The organism is Reichenbachiella agarivorans (assembly GCF_025502585.1).
GTDB classification, from domain to species: Bacteria; Bacteroidota; Bacteroidia; order Cytophagales; family Cyclobacteriaceae; genus Reichenbachiella; species Reichenbachiella agarivorans.
Map to the genome: position 1 here is coordinate 2,717,477 of NZ_CP106679.1, position 20,233 is coordinate 2,737,709.

At 44.0% G+C, this 20,233-nt stretch carries 18 protein-coding genes; 4 read left to right on the forward strand and 14 right to left on the reverse strand.

Annotated elements, in window-relative coordinates:
• Positions 1-21: 21 nt before the first annotated feature.
• The 11 genes from N6H18_RS11455 to N6H18_RS11505 form a co-directional block, all read right to left on the reverse strand.
• Positions 22-3,366 carry a CHAT domain-containing protein gene (locus N6H18_RS11455; protein WP_262308412.1) on the reverse strand — a complete coding sequence of 1,115 codons (3,345 nt, stop codon included), beginning with the start codon at positions 3,364-3,366 and terminating at the stop codon, positions 22-24.
• A 110-nt stretch (positions 3,367-3,476) separates the two neighbouring features.
• Positions 3,477-3,776: a hypothetical protein gene (locus N6H18_RS11460; protein WP_262308413.1), complete on the reverse strand. Its 300-nt coding sequence runs from the start codon at positions 3,774-3,776 to the stop codon at positions 3,477-3,479.
• Positions 3,777-3,900: 124 nt separating this feature from the next.
• Entirely contained in the window at positions 3,901-4,965 is a 1,065-nt protein-coding gene (cydB, locus tag N6H18_RS11465; protein ID WP_262308414.1) for a cytochrome d ubiquinol oxidase subunit II, read from the reverse strand.
• Positions 4,966-4,968: 3 nt separating this feature from the next.
• Positions 4,969-6,300: a cytochrome ubiquinol oxidase subunit I gene (locus N6H18_RS11470; RefSeq protein WP_262308415.1), complete on the reverse strand. Its 1,332-nt coding sequence runs from the start codon at positions 6,298-6,300 to the stop codon at positions 4,969-4,971.
• A gap of 252 nt (positions 6,301-6,552) precedes the next feature.
• Positions 6,553-7,131 (reverse strand): PhnA domain-containing protein, encoded by a 579-nt coding sequence (locus N6H18_RS11475; protein ID WP_262308416.1) that lies wholly within the window; start codon positions 7,129-7,131, stop codon positions 6,553-6,555.
• Between the two features lie 100 nt (positions 7,132-7,231).
• Positions 7,232-7,600, reverse strand: coding sequence for a DMT family protein (locus N6H18_RS11480; RefSeq protein ID WP_262308417.1), 369 nt, complete (start codon positions 7,598-7,600; stop codon positions 7,232-7,234).
• Positions 7,601-7,611: 11 nt separating this feature from the next.
• Positions 7,612-7,941, reverse strand: a complete 330-nt coding sequence (locus tag N6H18_RS11485) for a hypothetical protein (protein WP_262308418.1) — start codon at positions 7,939-7,941, stop codon at positions 7,612-7,614.
• 119 nt (positions 7,942-8,060) lie between these two features.
• Entirely contained in the window at positions 8,061-9,215 is a 1,155-nt protein-coding gene (locus N6H18_RS11490; RefSeq protein ID WP_262308419.1) for an FAD-dependent monooxygenase, read from the reverse strand.
• Positions 9,216-9,273: 58 nt separating this feature from the next.
• Positions 9,274-9,840, reverse strand: coding sequence for a Crp/Fnr family transcriptional regulator (locus tag N6H18_RS11495; RefSeq protein WP_262308420.1), 567 nt, complete (start codon positions 9,838-9,840; stop codon positions 9,274-9,276).
• A gap of 83 nt (positions 9,841-9,923) precedes the next feature.
• A complete protein-coding gene (locus N6H18_RS11500) occupies positions 9,924-11,111 on the reverse strand; it encodes a phosphoglycerate kinase (RefSeq protein WP_262308421.1) in 1,188 nt (395 codons plus the stop codon).
• 78 nt (positions 11,112-11,189) lie between these two features.
• Entirely contained in the window at positions 11,190-11,798 is a 609-nt protein-coding gene (locus N6H18_RS11505) for an L-threonylcarbamoyladenylate synthase (RefSeq protein WP_262308422.1), read from the reverse strand.
• Positions 11,799-11,906: 108 nt separating this feature from the next.
• Between N6H18_RS11505 and N6H18_RS11510 the strand changes: the two genes are divergently transcribed.
• The gene (locus N6H18_RS11510; RefSeq protein WP_262308423.1) at positions 11,907-12,509 is read left to right on the forward strand and encodes a ribonuclease HII; all 603 of its coding nucleotides are present in this window, start codon (positions 11,907-11,909) and stop codon (positions 12,507-12,509) included.
• Positions 12,510-12,710: 201 nt separating this feature from the next.
• On the opposite strand, the gene hppD is transcribed toward N6H18_RS11510, so the two are convergent.
• Complete coding sequence (hppD, locus tag N6H18_RS11515; RefSeq protein ID WP_262308424.1) at positions 12,711-13,838, reverse strand: 4-hydroxyphenylpyruvate dioxygenase; 1,128 nt, start codon at positions 13,836-13,838, stop codon at positions 12,711-12,713.
• A 29-nt stretch (positions 13,839-13,867) separates the two neighbouring features.
• A complete protein-coding gene (locus N6H18_RS11520; RefSeq protein ID WP_262308425.1) occupies positions 13,868-15,118 on the reverse strand; it encodes a Glu/Leu/Phe/Val dehydrogenase dimerization domain-containing protein in 1,251 nt (416 codons plus the stop codon).
• Between the two features lie 168 nt (positions 15,119-15,286).
• Between N6H18_RS11520 and N6H18_RS11525 the strand changes: the two genes are divergently transcribed.
• The 3 genes from N6H18_RS11525 to N6H18_RS11535 all read left to right on the forward strand — a co-directional run bounded on the left by N6H18_RS11525 (position 15,287) and on the right by N6H18_RS11535 (position 17,993).
• On the forward strand, positions 15,287-15,751 hold the full coding sequence (locus N6H18_RS11525) for an Lrp/AsnC family transcriptional regulator (protein WP_262308426.1): 465 nt from the start codon (positions 15,287-15,289) through the stop codon (positions 15,749-15,751).
• A gap of 1 nt (position 15,752) precedes the next feature.
• On the forward strand, positions 15,753-16,433 hold the full coding sequence (locus N6H18_RS11530; protein WP_262308427.1) for a nitroreductase family protein: 681 nt from the start codon (positions 15,753-15,755) through the stop codon (positions 16,431-16,433).
• A 114-nt stretch (positions 16,434-16,547) separates the two neighbouring features.
• A complete protein-coding gene (locus tag N6H18_RS11535; protein ID WP_262308428.1) occupies positions 16,548-17,993 on the forward strand; it encodes a sensor histidine kinase in 1,446 nt (481 codons plus the stop codon).
• 379 nt (positions 17,994-18,372) lie between these two features.
• Here the strand turns inward: N6H18_RS11535 and N6H18_RS11540 are convergent, their stop codons facing one another.
• On the reverse strand, positions 18,373-19,854 hold the full coding sequence (locus tag N6H18_RS11540; protein WP_262308429.1) for a tetratricopeptide repeat protein: 1,482 nt from the start codon (positions 19,852-19,854) through the stop codon (positions 18,373-18,375).
• Positions 19,855-20,233 lie beyond the last annotated feature (379 nt).

Below are 20,233 nucleotides of genomic sequence, written 5' to 3' on the forward strand. Positions count from 1 at the left end.
TAGCGCATCACTGGTGTTTTGTTACTTCCCTACAATATTGAATGCCCCCCAATATTTGGGACTAGGATGGAGTTCTTTGAGTGCCAGTTGCGCTTCTCGGAATGTTACATGCTTGTCTCTGGCGGTTTCGAGTCTTGCATAGAAGTCGCTCATCAACTCCATCGTGGTTTGATCATTGACTTTCCACATACTCATGATCACGGATTTGGATCCAGCGATGAGAAAGGCTCTTTGCAGACCATAAACGCCTTCTCCATTTTCGATTCTACCCATGCCTGTTTCACAGGCTGATAGCACGACCATTTGGGTCTGTGAGAGATTGAGATGCATGGCTTCATAGGCAGTCAAGATTCCATCTTCACCTTCTTGTTTTTTCAATCGGTAGTTGCTCGTGGCACCTGATAGGAACAGTCCAGAGTAGAGCAATGGATTGTCTCTATCCGAAGATTCCTCGAAATAGCCATGCGTAGCTATGTGCAGGATCGTAGGGCTGGAGACTGCTTTGATGGTTCCTTCCAGTGCAGCGTTTCCTGTCAGTACCTTGGTTTTCCATTTCGAGCTTTTGAGCAAAGTGGCGATTTTGTTGACCTCTGAGTAGGTGCCAGGGAGTGGAGTCAGGTACTCCAAGCTAGTAAATGCCCTCGTACCCATCATGTCAATGTTTTCATCAACATCAATCTTAGAATTGGGTTCACTGTCCATCTCAAAACTTGGGAAACCTACCAAAAGCACGTCTCCTCTTTTGGGCAGTTCTGGAGTGGTTTTGAGGAGGTCTCTTGTACTGGTGATCAACCTGATATCCAGCTGATCGATCACGTATTGGTTAGATTGACTGTGGTAGAGGGTGTTGAGATTGATCTTGTGGTAGATGCCATCACCAGCGAAATACGCTTTTTGGATTTGGGCGAGTTTTTCTTTGATCGGAGACCAAAATAAGTCATGGGAGACGCGATCCTCTAGTTCATACTCGATGGCATTGACATAGGCCAAGTAGTGGCGGTTTTCAAGTTCGTTGCCTTGGTCGAGCATCACATAGTCGATCATGTCACGATCACCACGCAGGATCAGGGCGAGGTATTGAACCTGGTCGGTAAAGGAACCTCCCTTGGCAAAGTCATAATTTCTGAATCTCACAATTTCGATGGCTGCTTCATTGGGTTTGAGTTGACCTTTGACCTTCTTCACTAGGTTTTCTTCGTATACCTGATTGGTAGATAGGTTTATATCTGAGCGCAGGAGTTGGGTTTCCAAGCTGTCTATTTGCAGCTGTATTTTATCGACGTTGATGTTTCGAGAGCTTCTTTCTTCTTCGTCAAATGTGATGGATCTGGCCAATAGGTTCTTTTTGGTAATGAGCTGTGTGTATAGCTTTTTTAGGTTTTGATCATCCGAATTCAGAACACTCCTTTGGATTTTGATTGCGTTGTTGAAGAGCAGACCCTTGATCATGAGTTGGTTTTCATACATCTGAGTCAATACTTCTTGATTCATGTTGGTATGATTCACAGCAAAGGAGTTGAAGGATTCGAAATACTGTTTTACCTCCCTGTAGAACAGCAGTTTTCCGTTTTCGTTCATCGCCGGGAAAAAATCCTTGATCTGACCAATGAGGTTGAAATTCAGGGCGACATAGTTGTGATAAGCCAGGTCAATTTGATCGAGATTGACGGTGATGCCTATGTAGTTTTGGATGAAGGGTGTGAGACTCAAATGAATAGGGTTGGACTCTTGTAAACTCTGGAAATAAGGGAAGGACTTTTCTATATATTCATTTGCTTCGTTGTACATCCCCGCCTGATAGTACACTTGTGCGGATCCAAAATCTAGTGCGGATTCCTGGCCCTTCATGTCATGATTTTTTTGTAGGTCAAGCATTTCTTCAAGTGCTTTTTGTGCCTTGTCATATTGGAGGTCTGCAGAGTAAGACAGTGCCAATTCTTTTTTGGCCAATGCCAAAAGATCATTTTGTGCTTTGTCAACATGAGTCAGCGCCTTTTGGTGATAATAGACAGCACTGTCAGACAGTCCCCACTTGCGATAGTAAACACCGAGGTTGGTATAGGCATCGTACAACTTGTCCTCTTGGTGATATGCCAATAGGTATTGGATAGACAATCGACCGGTTTTTAGTGCGTTGGGGTAATCTCCCCATGCATAGTAGATCATGGATAAATTGGCTGCTAAACTGGCTTGATCTGTTGTCAGGTTGTGTTGTACAGCGAGATTGAGCGCCTGCTGTGAAGTATGGACAGCATCGGCATATGCGCCAGTCTCACGATAACAGTGAGTCAACCAAGCAAGGATAGAAACTGTCCATGCGGGCTCGTTGTATTCCAATCTGCTATAGACATCGTGACACTGATGAAATTTTTCTATGGCTGCATAAAAGTCAAATGATTGTGCCAAAGTAACCGCCTCTTGGTAATATTTGGGGTAGCCTTTGTTGTCGTAAGGTGAGTCTGAGACGACCGTTTCTCGGAAGTTGTAGCTGGCCAGATCAGGAAAATTCTCAATGTACATGTCGAGGTAAGCATCCGTTGCGGGGTTGATTTTGAGGGCTGATCGGATCAGAGGTACCGAGGCAGTGAGGTTGCCACTCATCAGCTCTACACCTGCCAAGGCCATCTGTGCATAGGCAAAATCAGGGAAGTAACGAAGACTATTTTCGAAATGAATGCGCATCTGATCTAAGTCACCGAGTGCCCAATAAATCTGTCCCAGGGCAAAGTTGGCCTTGTAGTTTTTGGGAGAAATCTCCAAGGCATGGTTGTAGTGCTCAATGGCTTCATCTGCCATGTCCATGGCAGCATAGTATGAACCCAGCTCCTGATGCAGTTCGAAAAGCTTGGGGTCTATTTCAAGTGCTTTTTGGACGTAAAAGTGTTCTGTTTTAGCCAGTCCTTCGACGGGTTCTTGTGTCCAGAGGTAGTAGTATGCACGGCCATTGTCAGGAAAACGAAGGTTGACATATTGAAAGTCTGTCTTGGCATTTTCTCGTTGCTCGTTGTAGAGGTACATCAGACCACGGAGCAGAAGATTGTCTGCTCGGTCAGGGTATTGTTTGTCCAGTGTTTTGGCTAGGCCAAGCGCCTGATTGTAATTAGTCTTGGCAGCTCCTGTATTGCCGTTGAATTGTAACTGATTGCCTAACTCGAATAACGAACGAACCATTCCTTGCAGTGCTGTTTCACTGTTGGCCTTTTCATTGGATTTTTGGAATGCTTTGAACGCCTCCTCATAAACCAAGTCTTCGTACAAAGCTTGGGCTTGGGATAGCATGCTTTGTGCATCGTTTTTTTGTGCCCAAAGGGAAGTGTTAGCAGATAGAATGAATAGGATGAGGAGATAAGGCCGTAGGTTTTTCACAGGTGTCTGGTTTTGCTTGCAAGATTACTTCAAATTCAATTGTTTAAAAAAAGTTATAAAGTTCAAAAGTTGAAAGTGGGAAAGTTTGCTTGCAAATAAGCCCCTTAGGGTCACGAGTCCCCCATCTTGTCCTTTAGTAGTTTCAAGACCAATGCGCCAAGCACGCCACCTAGGATTGATACCAAGAGATTGATCACAAGTAGGAGAAGATTGAGTTCACCGCCATCGACTATGCTAGTAGGATCAAAGCCCATTCGTCCCAAGGACTTGATCAAGAAGATGCTCCCAAATACACCTGCGATGCTGTTGCTCGTCATTCCGAATTGGAAGCGAGGCATCAGCCAGCCCAAGCCATTCGCTCCCGCAATGCCACAGATGATGCTCAGTAAGGAAATGGAGGTTTCGGTCACAATGGGTTGAAAGTTTGAAAGTTAAAAGTTTGAAAGTCGTCGATGGTCAATAGTCCATGGTTGTCTTGATTCTTAATTCTTGTTTTCTTGATTCAAGTCAGTCGACTGTAGCGCCAAGCGACAATCAATGTCCATAATCCATGTCGTCAATCTTACCTGCTGTGAGTCTCTTTTGGATGAACATATAGACAGCTCCTAGTAGTACACCTACGATGATCCAATTCACTGCTACTGACATGCCGTATTCGGTTGTGCTGGTATTGTAGATGGTGAGAGATTCGTTCACATCATTGGTGGAGGGCAGGATCATAGGGAAAATAGAGGCCAAGGAAGAGGTGATTCCTCCTACGATGACCAAAGACGAACTCCCAAACTTCATGCGGTCGCTTTTAGTGAAGAACAAGCCTGCTATCCCTGCAAGGTAAATGAGCGGAAATACGATCAACAGGGGCTTATCTGCAAAGTTCCCGAAAGGTTGGGGATGAATGACATGCCATACGATCAGAGAGAAGATCGTCAGTGCTACCAGTACCAAGCTCAATCGGAAGATGACTGTTTTGAGTTTTTCGTTGATGGAGGAGTTGGTTTTGAGGCGAATCCAGTTGGCGCCATGGATGGCTAGGGTCACCACGGCGATCACTCCGATGATGACGGTGAACCAGTCGATCACTCCGGGGTGCGTCCGCTCGGGACTAAAGTGCGCATTCCATAGTGGGAGGAAAAAATAATGAGCCTCATAGGCAGATATGTCGTTTTCGACTCCACCGAGATTGACACCACGCACGACATTGCCCAATGCTATGCCAAAAAATAGTGCCAAGAGCAAACTCGATACGCCGAATGATTTGTCCCAGATACTTTTCCACATCGGATAGTCAAATTGACCTCTCAGTTCCAGTCCAATGGCTCTGAATATCATCAGCCACAGCACCAGAATCAGCGGCAAGTAAAAACCACTGAACACCGAGGCATAAAAGGTAGGGAACGCCATGAACAACAAGCCTCCCCCTGCAACGAGCCAGACCTCGTTGGAGTCCCAAAACAAACCTGCCGCTTTCGCGATGACTGCTTTGTCTTTTTCTTCCTTGGCCATGAACAAATGAATGATACCTGTGCCAAAATCATAGCCATCCAGTATGAAAAATACAGTCAGTACGATAGCGATAATGATATACCAAAAGATCTCCATGATTTAGTGTGTTTGAGGTTTAGGGCCAGCGTAGATCGCTTTTCCGACTAGGAGTAAAAACAACAGACCGAGTAAGAGGTACAAGCCCACAAAGCCTAGTAGCGTGAACAGTGTATTGCCTGATGATACGGTAGGAGAGATGCCGTCAATTGTACGGAGCAATCCATAGACTAAATAAGGTTGACGACCCAGCTCTGCGACATACCATCCCGTGATGTTGGCGATGTAGGGGAAGGGAAACAGGAACATAATCACCCACAGCAGCGGGGCAAAGCTGTACAGTTTTTTCCTCCAAAGCAGGAAGGCTGCCAAGGCCATCACGCCGATGAAGATCGTGCCCAGCCCCACCATCATGTGGTAGGAATAGTAGAGTGCGGGGATGTTTTGTGGGAGTTCTGATTTGTCAAACTCCTCCATGCCCTTGACCTGCTTGTCCCATTCTTGGTAGGTGAGGAAGCTAAGGATGTTGGGTACGGCGATTTTGTTGTCGAGCTTCTTCTCGACCATGTTGGGCTGGCCGATCAGGACGATCTCTGCGCCTCCGTCTTCGGTATGGAAGATGCCCTCCATCGCGGCAAAGGCTGCGGGCTGATACTTGACGACATTCTTGGCATTCCAGTCACCAGTCGGGAAGGCCACCAATAGACTGGACACCAAACCGAAGAGGATGCCTGTCTTGAGGAAGAGTTTGCCATACTCCTCGTTCTTTTGACTCAAGAGGTAGAAAGCGCCGATGCTCGCCACGACAAAGGAAGAGGTCACCACAGAGGCCATCTGGTTGTGCAAGAAGGCAGGAAGCAACCAAGGGTTGCTAAATAATGCCGTGAAGTGCGTCAGCACGAATTGGCCATTGGCGAGGATCTCGTAACCTACGGGGTGCTGCATCCAAGCGTTGGTGGCGAGGATGAAGTAGCCACTCGCCCATGAACCCAGAAAGACCAGAAAGCCCGTCAGTAGGTGCAGCTTTTGCCCCATCAGCTTCTCTCCAAAAATGAAGAGTGCTAGAAATGAGGACTCCAGAAAAAAAGAAAATGTACCCTCCATCGCCAAGGTCTGTCCGATGATGTTGCCTGTGAGTTCGGAGAACTTGGCCCAGTTGGTACCGAACTGAAACTCCATGGGGATGCCTGTGATGACACCCATTGTGAAGTTGATGGCAAAGATCTTCATGAAGAACTTGGCGGCATCATTGTAGGTCTCGGTTTTAGTCCTCAGGTACTGCCATTTGAAGTAGACGATGATCAGCGACAGTCCCATGGTCAGCTGAGGAAATAGGTAGTGAAAGGTGATAGTGAATGCAAACTGCAGCCTATCATAGAATATCATATCTTCCATGGTAGTGGGTTAGAATCTGAGGTCAAAGCTAGCATCAAAGTCCAGATTAGAGAAGCATCACCGCTGGAAGTTTTCATGTTCTTTGTCATGGCCAAAACAACCTGGGCTTTTACTCTTCTGTCTGGAGATAGTTCGGGATGGAAGTGTTTAGTTTTTTAGGTGAATCCCACATCTTCATTTCCGAACCAATAGGAGTTTGCTATTGTACAATTTGGGATTCAAAATGAATAAGATATTAGCTAGAGCTGTGAATTAGTTTTTCTTCACAAACTTGGTAAGGATGACGATGTGCTGACCATTGACTTTGCCTTCAATGTGTTCTGCATTGTCGTAGGTCAAGGTGATGTTTCGGACAGCAGTACCACGCTTGGCAGTGAAGTTGGCTCCCTTTACATTGAGATCCTTGATCAGCGTCACAGTGTCTCCAGCTGACAGCAGAGCGCCGTTGCTATCTACATGCTTGAGAGCGGTTGATTCCCCGTTTTCTGTCAAGCCATCTTTGGCCCATGTCAGGGTTTCCTCATCAAGGTAGAGCATTTCTAGTAGGTTTTGAGCCCAGCCCTCGTTGATCAGTTGCGTGAGAGTCCTCCATGCCAATACCTGTACGGCGGGTACTTCGCTCCACATGCTTTCGTTGAGGCAGTGCCAATGTTGTGTTTGTAATTTTTCAGGATTTAATACCTGATCCAGACAAGTGTCGCATAGTAGTGCGTTTTCAGAGATGTCCTGCCCTGTTTTGGGTGTGACAATGTGTACCGACAGATCGCCAGTTGCATTACATAGTTCACATTTGGATCCACTTCTGTTATGCAATTTTTGTTCAATATTCATGTTTTGTCCTGGACTGATGTTCGATTTTGACAGGCTGGCAAATATAGTCAGACTCTGTAGAAGAAGCTTTCAATCCCCAGAAGTCAAAACATGATCTGCGTCACTTTTTGAACATGAAGTAAACGGCCAACACGAGTAGAACAAAGGCTATGATGTGATTGAAGCGAAAAGTTTCTGTTTTGAAAACTACCAAGGTAAAAATGGCAAAGACGATCAAAGTGATTACCTCTTGTATGACTTTGAGTTGGATGAGAGAAAAAGGTCCGCCATTGTTTTGAAACCCGATCTTGTTGGCAGGGACTTGAAATAGGTACTCAAATAGTGCAATGCCCCAGCTGATCAGGATGATAGAAAGCAACCCCAGTTTGCTAAACCATTTCCATTCAGCAAATTTTAGATGACCGTACCATGCAAAAGTCATAAAACTGTTGGATAGGATCAAAAGGACAATGGTGTAAAAGCCTTTCATCGTTTACTCATTTATTGAGCCGTGCCACTGCCAAAAAGTTCGAGATACAAAATCCATAACCCCAGAAGTGTGAATAGGATACCCCAGTATTGCATAGGAATCCAGAATATGCTGTGGTTGGTTTTAAGATTAATCTTCTCACCAGTGTTTTTGTCAATAATGATTCTGCCGGGGTGGTTGTTCCACCTTTTACCCAAAAACCAACTGAATATACCTGTAATCAACAGCGCATAAGAAACTGCGTGAAGCTCGTATCCTTTGGGCAATACGATGATAAAACCAACAAATGAAAGCAATAAAACCAATACTGAGAGGATACCTCTACCTGACCAAACGACCATTTTCTAAATTTTAAAGTTGTACTTTCTTCTTTTGCGAAGACCTATGCGCCAATGAGGGTAGAAAGTTAGAGCATAGATCGGATGAACAAAAGCAGCTCGTAGAAATTTCTACGATAGATTTAGTTTATCAATGCTGTCGGGCTAAAACTAACAGCTTCTATTTTTTTCATTTGGCGGTGATCCAAGAATTTAGGCATCCTTTTGAAAGCTGCATTGCGTAGCTTGATGAGCAGCGGATTTTCTATTTGAGCCAATTGCCCTAGCTTGAGGGAAGTGTCGGTGATCCATTGTGTGCGAGACAGTCGGAGTTGCTCGAATGATTTGAATACCAGCTCAAAGTGCTGGTGCTGTTTCATGCATTGAGCCAGAACTACGGCATCTTCTACGGCTTGACCAGCTCCTTGCCCTAGGTTTGGGGTGCTAGCATGTGCGGCGTCTCCGATGAGCACGATTCGATCAAAGGCAAAATTTTGGAGAGGTTTGATGTCAAATAGATCATTCCATAAGAGGTTTTTGTCATCACTGTGTTGGATGATCTTGAGGATTGGGTCGTGGTAGTTTTGGAAATGAGTGATCAAATCTTGCGTGCCAAAATGCTTGAAATGAGGATCGTTTTGACTCGCATTGATGCAGGCGTACCAATAGGTTCTGTGATCTCTGAGGGGTACGATCCCAAAGCGCCCTGCCGATCCCCATGTTTCTGTGGCTTGTGTGATGTGCATCGGATGGTCGAGGACCGAGCGCCAACAGGTATATCCTGCATAGCGGGGCAGTGACTGGGGGATCAGTTTTTTTCTGACCGCAGAATGAATCCCATCTGCTACGATCAAATAGTCAGTATCATATCGACTACCATCCTCAAAGTTCAATGTTGTTTTATTTGGTTCAATGTCAACATCTGTAAGTTTTTTGCCTAACAGGACAGTGGATGAATCTAATTGGGAGAGCAAAAATTGCTGCAAGTCTGCTCGATGAATGGTGCAGAGTGATGAGAATCGGCCTTGACTATTGTCTGTCTGTTTGATCGGGTTGCCCTTATGGTCAAGAATGGCAAAACCTGGTAATAAATTGCCTCTTTGACAGATCTCATCATGGATACCCAATACCTCAAATGCCATCAGGGCATTTTTGCTCAGTCCCAAACCTGCTCCGATGGGTTTTATTTCTGGACTGCTTTCAAAAATGGTCGCTTGGATACCTATTTGTTGGAGCGCAAGGGCAGTAGTCAATCCTGCTATTCCTCCTCCTAAGATGCTTACGGTCTTGTGTTTCATAGTGAAGGCAAAATTCTTTATTGACCACTACAATTGCCTTTACATATGTTAAATAATGCTACTGGACTCCTGCACGGATTCTGCTGATACTCACTTGTGTAGTCCCTAGATAGGATGCGATGTAGTGCAAAGGACATCTGTTGGTGATTCCTGGATATTTTTTCTCCATGAGATCGTATCTTTCTTTTACAGAGTAAAAACGTAGACTTTCGATTCTCTCCTGTTCGTCGAGCAAGGCATAGGAGGTGATGATTCTGGTGGCATGTTCTAGAGAGTGGTGTTTGGCACAGCATGCTTCAAACGCTGCGGCATCAAAGTGGTATATGTCGGATGCTTCGATGAGGTGGATTCCTTTGTGGCTGGGTTGTCCTGTGAATAGGCTGGGTACCGCTCCGATGAACTGCCCATCTATGGCGAAATAATCAGTCACATCCTTGCCGTCATGGTAGTAATAGGCTCTTGCCAGCCCTTTGTGGATGTAAAACATGGATTTGGCCTTTTTGCCAATTTCTAGCAGTGTGGTGTTTTTGGAGAAATGATCGAAGCGAATGATCTGGGAGAAATCAGTCAATGCTTTGTCGTCAAGCGCTGCGATTTGTCCAAATAGGGTTAGGATTGGATTCATAGGTTAGAAGATTGGAATCTGCATGATTCAAAAAAAGCGTCCCATGATTGAGACGCTTTTAGTATTTTTAGAACTTGAAGGTATTAAGACTGCAAAGCTGCTACGCCTGGCAATACTTTTCCTTCCATGTACTCTAGCAAAGCACCACCGCCTGTTGAGACATAAGATACCTTGTCACCATACCCGAGGTTGTTGATCGCAGAGGCAGAATCACCGCCACCGATCAAGGAGAAGCCATCGTTCATCGTGGCTTCTACTACTGCCTCAGCGATAGCCTCTGTGCCCACTGCAAATGTTGGGAACTCGAATACACCCATTGGGCCGTTCCAAAGCACAGTTTTTGAATTAGAAACAACTTCGGAGAAAAGCTTGACAGTCTCTGGTCCGATATCTAATCCTTCCCATCCGTCAGGAATTTCACCTCTGCCAACCACTTTCGTATTGGCGTCATTGTTGAAGTCATCAGCGATCATGTTGTCAACTGGCAGGTACAATTTTACCCCTTTGGCTTCTGCTTTTTTAACCAATTCTTTGGTCAACTCCATTTTGTCATCTTCACACAGTGAGTTACCGATTTTGCCGCCATTGGCTTTGGAGAAAGTATATGACATCCCACCACCGATGATCAAATTGTCCACTTTGTCGAGCAATTTTTCGATGATCATGATTTTGTCGGATACTTTGGCTCCACCCATGATCGCTGTGAATGGTCTCACAGGAGCATTCAATACTTTTTCAGCATTGTCTAGCTCTGCTTGCATCACATAGCCACAGATTTTGTCTTTGAAGTATTTAGCCACGATGGTAGTAGAGGCGTGTGCTCTGTGTGCTGTACCGAAGGCATCATTCACATAGACGTCACCAAGCTTAGAAAGCTTCTCAGCGAACGCTTCGTCACCTTTTTCTTCTTCTTTGTAGAATCTGAGGTTGTTGAGCAACAACACTTCGCCGGCTTGTAGACCAGCTGCTAGATCTACTGCATCTTGTCCGATACAATCCTCGGCGAATTTGACAGTCGTGCCAAATGCTTTGGACAAGGTAGGTACCAAGTGCTTCAAAGATGATTTCTCTTCAGGTCCATTTTTTGGTCGTCCCAAGTGACTCATCAAGATGGCAGAACCACCGTCTTTCAAGATTTTTTTGATGGTCGGGGTTGCCGCTTTGATTCTTGTCAAATCAGTAATTGCAAATTTGTCATTCAACGGTACGTTGAAATCTACTCTGATCAAGGCTTTTTTGCCTTTGAAATTGTATTGGTCTAAGGTTATCATCTCCTATATATAGATTTTAAATATAATTTTATGCTTGATTGCAAATGTCACATTGTGGGTCAATATTGAGTGTTGCGGTCAAGATTCCAATGTATTGAGAATGTCTGCTTCTGCAATGGCACCTTGTCGCAAAATAAGGGGTTTTTCCCCGTTAAACCCAACAATAGTTGATTCAAATCCAATTTGACATTCGCCACCGTCTAGGATGTATTCTATGAGGTCGCCGAGTTGGCTATTGACTTGTGCTGCAGTGACAGGACTGGGCTGTCCGTGGAGGTTGGCACTGGGCAGAGCTACTGGGAAGTCTAATAGCTCCAATAGCTCTAATGTCAGCGGATGGTCGCAAATACGCACGCCTACCGTACGGCCATTTGCCAGCATTTCCGTGGGTATCTTTTCATTGGCATCCAAAATCAAAGTCAGTGCACCAGGCCAATATTTGCTGGCTAGGCTTTCAGCATTCGCTGGAAAACTAGTCACAAAGCCTTTGATCTTTTCGATGGAATTGGTTTGTGCGATGAATGCCTTGCTTTTGGGTCTCCCTTTGACTTGGTAAATCTGCTCAATGGCATTTGTGTCAAATGCATTGCCTGCCAGTCCATAGACCGTATCAGTTGGGATGGCAACCAGCTTTCCTTCTTTGAGTAGTTGTGCTGCTTTGTGTATGTCTTTTCCTATTTCAGCCATGAAAAAAATCAAGATTAGAATTTCAAGATTCAAGGTTAATCGAAATAAGTCAAATATGTTAAATCTCTAATTTCAAATTTATAATTTCGAATCAAACTTTGATTGATCATGCCCTTACTATCCTTTCATCAACCCAATACCATCGAAGCAGGCTGTGACGAGGCAGGCAGAGGTTGTCTGGCTGGCCCTGTGGTAGCTGCCGCGGTGATATTACCAGTGGATTTTAGTCATCACGTATTGAACGACTCCAAGAAATTGAGTGCCAAGCAGCGGGAGGACTTGGTCGATGAGATCAAGTCTCGTGCGATCGCTTGGGGCATCGGAGTGGTGGACAATCATGAGATTGACGAGATCAACATTCTGAATGCTTCTTTTCTGGCGATGCATCGTGCTTTGGATCAATTGCAGGTTACACCAGAACTGTTGCTCATCGATGGCAATCGCTTTACCGCCTACGAGCAAATTCCGCATGAAACGATGATCAAAGGAGATGGTAGATTTTACTCTATAGCGGCAGCATCTGTCTTGGCAAAAACCTACCGAGACGAGCTCATGACTGAGCATGCCATTCAATACCCTCATTATGCTTGGGAGCGAAATGCGGGCTACCCTACCAAAGCCCATCGACAGGCTATCCGAGAATATGGCACCACACCACTCCATCGAATGAGTTTCAGATTGCTGCCTGAGCAGCTCGAATTATTTGTTTGATCCCCAGATATGGGTATATTCATCGTTTATCTGATGTCTTTTGGCTAAAGAGTTATAAAAGTTTGATGTCTGTGAGTAACTTCGTCTTAACCTTATGAACGTAGAATCCTCATAAAGCTATTGTATGATCGGGTTGCCAAAGCTCGATTCTGAAAAAGAAGCCAGCATCCGTTGGCTTCTTTTATTTGGGACAACCAGAGTTTAAAGTGTCCCCCGCAGCTCTTGCTCCCTCTCGATGGCTTCAAAGAGTGCTTTGAAGTTACCTTTGCCAAATGACTGGGCACCTTTTCTTTGGATGATTTCAAAGAAGACGGTAGGCCGTGACTCTACGGGTTTGGTGAATATCTGTAGCAAGTAGCCTTCGTCATCTCTATCTATCAAGATCCCGAGTTGTTTCAAGGGTTCGAGGTCTTCGTCGATGCTGCCGACTCGATCCAGTACCGTGTCATAGTAGGAAGAGGGTACATTGAGGAACTCCACACCTCTGCTCTGCATGGCGGTGACAGTCTCGATGATGTTGTCCGTGGCAACTGCGATGTGCTGGACACCTGGCCCACCGTAGAAGTCTAGGTACTCTTCGATCTGCGATTTTTTCTTGCCTTCTGCAGGTTCGTTGATGGGGAATTTGATTCTGCCATTGCCGTTGCTCATGACCTTGCTCATCAGAGCGGTGTAATCTGTCGAGATATCCTTGTCATCAAAGGAAATCAACTGTGCAAATCCCATCACGCGGGCATAGAAGTCGACCCACTGGTTCATCTCTCCCCAGCCGACATTGCCGACCATGTGATCCACATATTTGAGCCCAGTGGGTGCAGGCTGATAGCTAGTTTCCCATCTTTCATAGCCAGGCAGGAAGACGCCTTGATAGTTCTTTCTCTCGATGAAATAATGAATGGTTTCGCCGTAGGTGTGAATGGCCGCTACCACCACTTCGCCATGCTTGTCTTTTCGGGTCTCAGGCTTGAGGTAGGATTTTGCGCCACGCTTGACAGTTTCTTGGTAAGAGTAGGTCGCATCATCCACCCATAGCGCAATGGCTTTGACCCCATCTCCATGTTGGTCGATGTGCTTGCCTACAGGCGTGCCAGCTTTGAGGGGAGAGGTCAGTACCAGTCTGATTTTGTCCTGTACCAAGACATAGGAATCATAGTTCTGATTGCCTGTCTCCAATCCTGAGTGGGCGAGGGATTGAAATCCAAAAGCTGTTTTGTAGTAGTGTGCTGCTTGCTTGGCATTGCCCACATACAGCTCGATGAAATCTGTGCCGTTGATGGGCAGGAAGTCTTCCGCTGCAGCGAATATTTTTTTAATTTCTTTCGTTTCCATTGTCTTGTTTGTTATGCTGTCTTTCGTTTCTAAATCACCGCTATTTGTTCGCTGGGCAGCAATTGCGCCAGTGAATTTTCGAAGGCTGTCTTGGTCAAGAGGGTTTTACCAGGGTTTTGATCGTGAATTCGCAGGAGTGCCTTTCTGATAGTTTTGGCAGTGTCATTGAATATCGCTTCGTCCGACATGTCCGCTTTTCCTTCCATGAAATAGGCAAATACCCGTGCCATGCCGCAGTTGGCGATGAAGTCTGGGATCACGGCTGCTTGTCGGTCGGCATACTCACTGATCGGTCCATAGAATATCTCCTTGTCGGCAAAGGGCACATTGGCTCCACAGCTGATCAATTCTAATCCACCTGTGAGCATTCTATCGATTTGTTCACGGGTTACCAGTCTGGAAGCAGCCGCTGGGATGAAAATCTGTGTACCCAAGTCCCAGACTTTGTTGTCCATTTCTTCAAAGGGAATCAAATCGGGATGTATCAAAGTGTTGCCTTTTTTGTGAATAAAAAGTTCTGTAATGTCTTCTTTGGTGAATCCCATTTCGTTGATCAAGCCACCTTCTTTGTCGATGATGGCGACAATCTGCGCACCATAGGATGCTAGGTAAAATGCTGCCGCAGCACCGACATTGCCCCAACCCTGGATAGTTACTTTTTTGCCTGCGAGATCACCACCCCATATATTGTAGTATTGGAGAACACTCTGCGCCACCCCAAAACCCGTGATCATGTCTGCTATGCTGTATTTTCTTTTAGGATCGGGAGAGTATATGGATTCTTCGATGACTTTGATTACGCCGAGGCGGAGTTGACCGATTCGGTTGATTTTGTCCGCCTGATTGGGTTGGAAGTGGCCATTGAAGACGCCCTCTTGTGGATGCCACAGTCCGTTGATTTCCGTGATAGGAATTACTTCATGGATTTCGTCCACATTGAGGTCTCCACCTGTGCCGTAATAGTGCTTGAGTAGAGGTTTGACGGCTGCAAACCAACGCTGCAATACTTCGTGTTTTCGAGGATCGGAGGGGTCAAAATTGATGCCTGACTTGGCGCCACCGATAGGAGGGCCAGAGATGCTAAATTTGATTTCCATGGTTTTGGCGAGTGACTCTACTTCGTTGCGGTTGAGACCTTTCCTCATCCTTGTGCCACCACCTGCCGCTCCACCTCTGAGAGAATTGATCACAATCCAGCCTTCAGCATCTGTCTCTGCGTCATGCCATTCAATTACCACCTCGGGTCTTTTGGCCTCAAACTGTTTTAATAATTCTTTCAATGTGTAGGATGTTTTTAAAGGATAAAAGTATTTATTTGTACGTCTATAAAGTGATAAATTCTATGCAAGTTTTTATTTGTAGAATAATCAAATTTATATTCATTGATTTGACTGGATTATTCCTTTTTTGGGATCAAAGAATGGAGAAGAGGTAATAATTTTCTAAAAATGGCGCTGTTAGACGAAGTAGATATCAAAATACTGGACATACTCCAGGTAGAGGGTAGGATTACCAACAAGGCATTGGCGGATAGGTTGGGATTGTCCACCACGCCGATTTTTGAGCGAATGAAACGACTCGAAAGGGATGGTGTAATCAGGCAGTACGCCGCACTATTGGATCAACGGAAAATTGATCAGAAGATCACAGTCTTTGTTTTTATCTCGCTCAAGAACCATACTCGGTCTTATCTGGACAAGTTTATCGGAGAAATGAATGATTATCCTGAGGTACAGGAGTGCTACCACATCGCTGGTGATTTTGATTACATGCTCAAGATCGTGAGTCGAGACATTGATACGTATCAGGCCTTCATCCTCGCCAAGCTTTCTGTCAATTCCAATATTGCGCATGTGAAGAGCCAATTTGTTCTATCCAAAAACAAACACACGACAGCCTTTAAATTGAAGTAAGATGAAGACAAAAGAAATCAATGGCTTTACTCATGTAGCCTACGAGGGAGTGACTTTCTCGGAGGCAGAAATGCTCCAACGTAGCAAGGAATATCATGAGTGGAATGACAAGCGCAGGAGTGTCAGGGATATTTCGGCTAGGGAATTTCCTAGAAAAATCTTGGATCAAATCATTATGACGGCATCTACCGCACCATCTGGTGCGCACAAACAGCCCTGGATATTTTGTGTGGTCAGTGATGCTGAGATCAAATCCAAGATCAGAACTGCTGCCGAAAAAGAAGAGTACGATAGCTATCATGGACGCATGAGCGAGCGATGGCTGGATGATTTGAAACCGATAGGTACGGATTGGCAGAAGCCATTTTTGGAGCAAGCGCCCTATCTGGTAGTCCTTTTCAAAAAAGTGTATGATAAAGATGCGAATGGTGGAAAAGTCAACAATTACTACGTCAACGAGTCTGTAGGAATCGCTGCGGGGATGTTTATCTCAGCAGTGCATCATGCGGGGTTGGTGACATTGACGCACACGCCGAGCCCCATGAACTTCCTGTCTGAAATACTGGAGCGTCCCGACAATGAAAGAGCTTTTTTGGTGCTGCCAGTGGGGTATGCTGCCGATGATGTGTACGTCCCTGATTTACGACGCAAAGAGCTAGAGGAAGTGGCAGTTTACTACTGAGTAAACTAGGTAATCCCCCTTTTGATTACGTAGGCTTAGTTGATTTGAAAGAGAACAATTTTGAAATTAGAGAGATTTGCGCTCTATTTAACAATAGCAGCAGCCTAGTCTTACGTGAAAAACTTAATTAACTTAATCAATTATACTGATGACAGATTGTGGTCATATGATCACAATTTGATTTGCACATGCTCCAATGAACAAGCCAAAATAGATTATTTAAACGCTTTCGGTGTAGAACTAGTGCCAGGGGTGAGTGTGTTGGAAGGTGTGCCAGAACCGATTCGTACGGAATGGAAGCAAGTTTATCTAAGAGGGTTGCAGGGTAAAAAAATCAGTTTCATTCACAGTTTTGGTCTTGAAGAATTACCAGCCTATCTAAAAATCACTTTGGTTCCAATATTAGAAAAGGATGAAGTAGTAGGTGTTGCATGCACATCACATGATATCACCGAATTGAAGATAGTCGAGCGACAGATGCTACAAAATGAAGCTTATCTAACCGCTCAGATCGAAAATACCAAAGACGCTATCTGGTCTGTTGACCGTGATTATAAACTATTGATCGTGAATACAGCGATGATTCACGGTTATATGGCAGCATATGGCAGGCAGTTGAAGGTAGGCGAAAACATGATAGAAAGTGCACCTGAAGAGATGCGCGAAGTATGGATTGAAAGATACGAACGTGCGCTCAAAGGAGAGGTGTTTAGTGTATTGGAGGAGTTTAATTTTGGAGAGCAAACACAATACATAGAGCTATCTCTGAACCCTATTCGCGTCAAAAATGCAGTAGTGGGAGTGGCGTGTTTTGGCAAGGATATCACACCAGTAAAGAGTTCGGAAATAGCACTGCAAAAAAGTGTAGAACTAAAGGATCGCTTCTTTTCTATCATCGCACATGATCTCAAAGGACCAGTGGGTAACATCCGAGAATTGGTCAAGATGCTGGCGTCAACTTCGCTAAAACTGTCACAAGATCAACAAAATGAAATTGTGTCACATCTCAGCAATGCAACCCATGGCGTGTATGAATTGTTGGACAATCTGCTTGCTTGGGCGATGTCTCAGCAGAATTTTGTGAAAGTGAAAAAGGAACGGTTGAACGTCAACAAACTAATAGAAGACAGTATCAAAGCCTACAGAACCAGTGCAGAATCCAAAAATATTACTACTACAATAAAGGTAGATCACCAGACAGAAGTCTTTGCTGATAAAAGAGCTTTGTCTAGCACAATCGCCAATCTCTACAACAATGCCATCAAGTTTACAAACGAATCAGGTACCATCACTCTATCGGCAAAGAATCTTGTCCAACATCTGGAATTTTGTGTCAGTGATACAGGTGTGGGTATGGACGAAGAAGTACTCTCTTCTCTTTTTGATGAAACCAAGGTGCTGACCAAAGCAGGCACCAGAAAGGAACGCGGCACAGGCTTAGGCTTGCTACTCTGCAAGGAATTTGTGATGCTCAATGGAGGAGAATTATGGGTAAAAAGTAAACTCGGAGAAGGCAGTGCATTTTGCTTCACAGTTCCTTTGGTCGAGGTTAATATTTAGACAAAAGTTCATCAAGTCTTTCCGATCACGTCAGGTGTACGTCTCTCCCTATATGACCACATGAAGAACCTATTTTGTACATTAACTATTAAAGTCCCCTGCGGAAGATTTAATCTAACAGGGAGAAATTACGCTGGGCTGCAGGGACTATTAGCCGTAGAAATAAAGATGCAGTAACCAGAGTTCGATTCTTAAAGAAGGCTCATGAACCACAATAGGGTAAAAAAAATGGCCTTTGATAAAAAGTGCATAAAAACCCTTCAAGGGTTCTCTTCCAGATCATAGACAAAACGAATGATATACCAAACCCTGCCCTAACTATTGGGGTATGATCACCTTGTAAATCAATGATTTGCAAGGCTTTTTTTGTTGTAAGATTTTATTCAATACTGGCAATGATGTCTTCTAGATTTTCACTTCTCTCTAGATTCATTTTCTTTCGCAAGCGATAGCGTGTTGTGTGCACACTTTCGACTGATATACCGAGGAGTTTGGCCATGTCCTTGCTCGAAAAATTAAGTTTTACCAAGGCGCATATTTTTTTATCACTTTGTGATAAATCTGGATATCTGTTGTGCAATTCTTTGTAGAACCTTTTGTTGACAGAGATAAACCTTGCCTCAAATTCCTTCCAGTCATTACTGGTTGTTGTATTGATGCTTTTTGCGAGTTTGCTCAATTTGCTTTTGTCGGGATTTTCTTTTTGCTCATTGAGCTGACGCTTTAGATCTCCTAGCGTTTCTTCTCTTTGAATGACCTGTAGGGCAGATGCAGTCAGTTCTTTGTTTTTGACTTCCAATACCTCTCGCATCTTTTGTCTTTCTAGCTGACGCTTTTCGTCCAGCAGATGTTTTTTTGCTTTGTATTTGGATCTAAAGAAGCGATAGGTAAGAAAAATGAGTGTGATCAAAAAACCAATCGTTCCATATAGGATGTAAGACCTTAAGACCCAAATTTTTTCCTCTTGTTCCAAATCTCTTATTTTTTGCTCTTTCAGTATAGCTGCTTGTTTTTCTTTGGATATCCTAAATTCATCTTTTATTTCCAATAGAAATTTGTTGTTCTTGCTGCGACTGCCGAATTGCATTTCAGTTTGTTCTTTGGCTTTTTTGAGCATTTCGTATGCTTTCTGAGCCTTTCCTTGGCTCATCAGGAGTTCGGAATAATGCTCATATACGTCTGGTAGCAAATCCGCATGACTTTTATGTAATTGCCCTGCTTTGATAGCACTGTTGAAATACAAATCACTCAATTGATACTCATTCAGGTTTTGGTAAATCATGGCTAGAAAATAATGATACATGACCAAGTAACTATGAAATTGAGTACTGAGGTGATCATTTAGTGGTAGCAACATTCTGAGTGCTTCATTGCTTTTCCCTTCATAATACAGGATGTATCCTCTTTCGGCTGTGATAAATGCCGAGCCAAAGGGTTCCTCACTAATAATTGTTTTCACATAGGTACAACTGTCCAAATAGGTTTTGGCCATTTCATACTGACCTCTTTTTCTATACAAGGAGGCTAGTGCGTAATATTCTGGAATGAAAATCTCTCTGTTATCCCCCAGCTCCTTAATGTGTTTTCTTTTTAAGTCAAGGGAGTGGTTGAAATACAATATGGCCTGCTCGTCTCTTTGATACAAAATGTATAGCCAACCCAAACCCTGATACACTTTTGATTTGCTCAATATATCACTCGTGTGTTCGGCGAGCAGCAGAGCTTCCCAATACCCATCATAGGAGCTGCTAAAATTTCCATTGTGTGCATATAAATCCGAAAGTTCTGTAAGACAATCGATGACCATTAGCGTGTCTTGCTTTTTCAGAAACTTGTTTTGACTTAACTTAAATAGAAGCATTGAACTATCGGGGTTTTCAAACTTTAATAGTTTGGCTTTTTCTAGTAATCTATAGGGGAGAGAATCTGTAGGTATTGATTGACTTTGAGCAATGACTGGACAAATACCAATAGTGAGGGCTGTAATTACTAGTATTATTTGTCTAGTTGTGAATATTCGGATATCTGAATATGTTTTTGATGTAAATGATAGATATACAGCTGTTTGATTATTATTTCTGTGCTTCATGTCTAGTTGTATTTTTGGTATTTTTTCTGAATGTACAGTTTGTGTATAGTGTCAAAATAAGGATAAAATTATGACATCAACCATATTTGACTTACGAATTGTTTCAGAGAAGTCTAAGAAATAGATGTCTTGGATGGTCATCAAACATTCG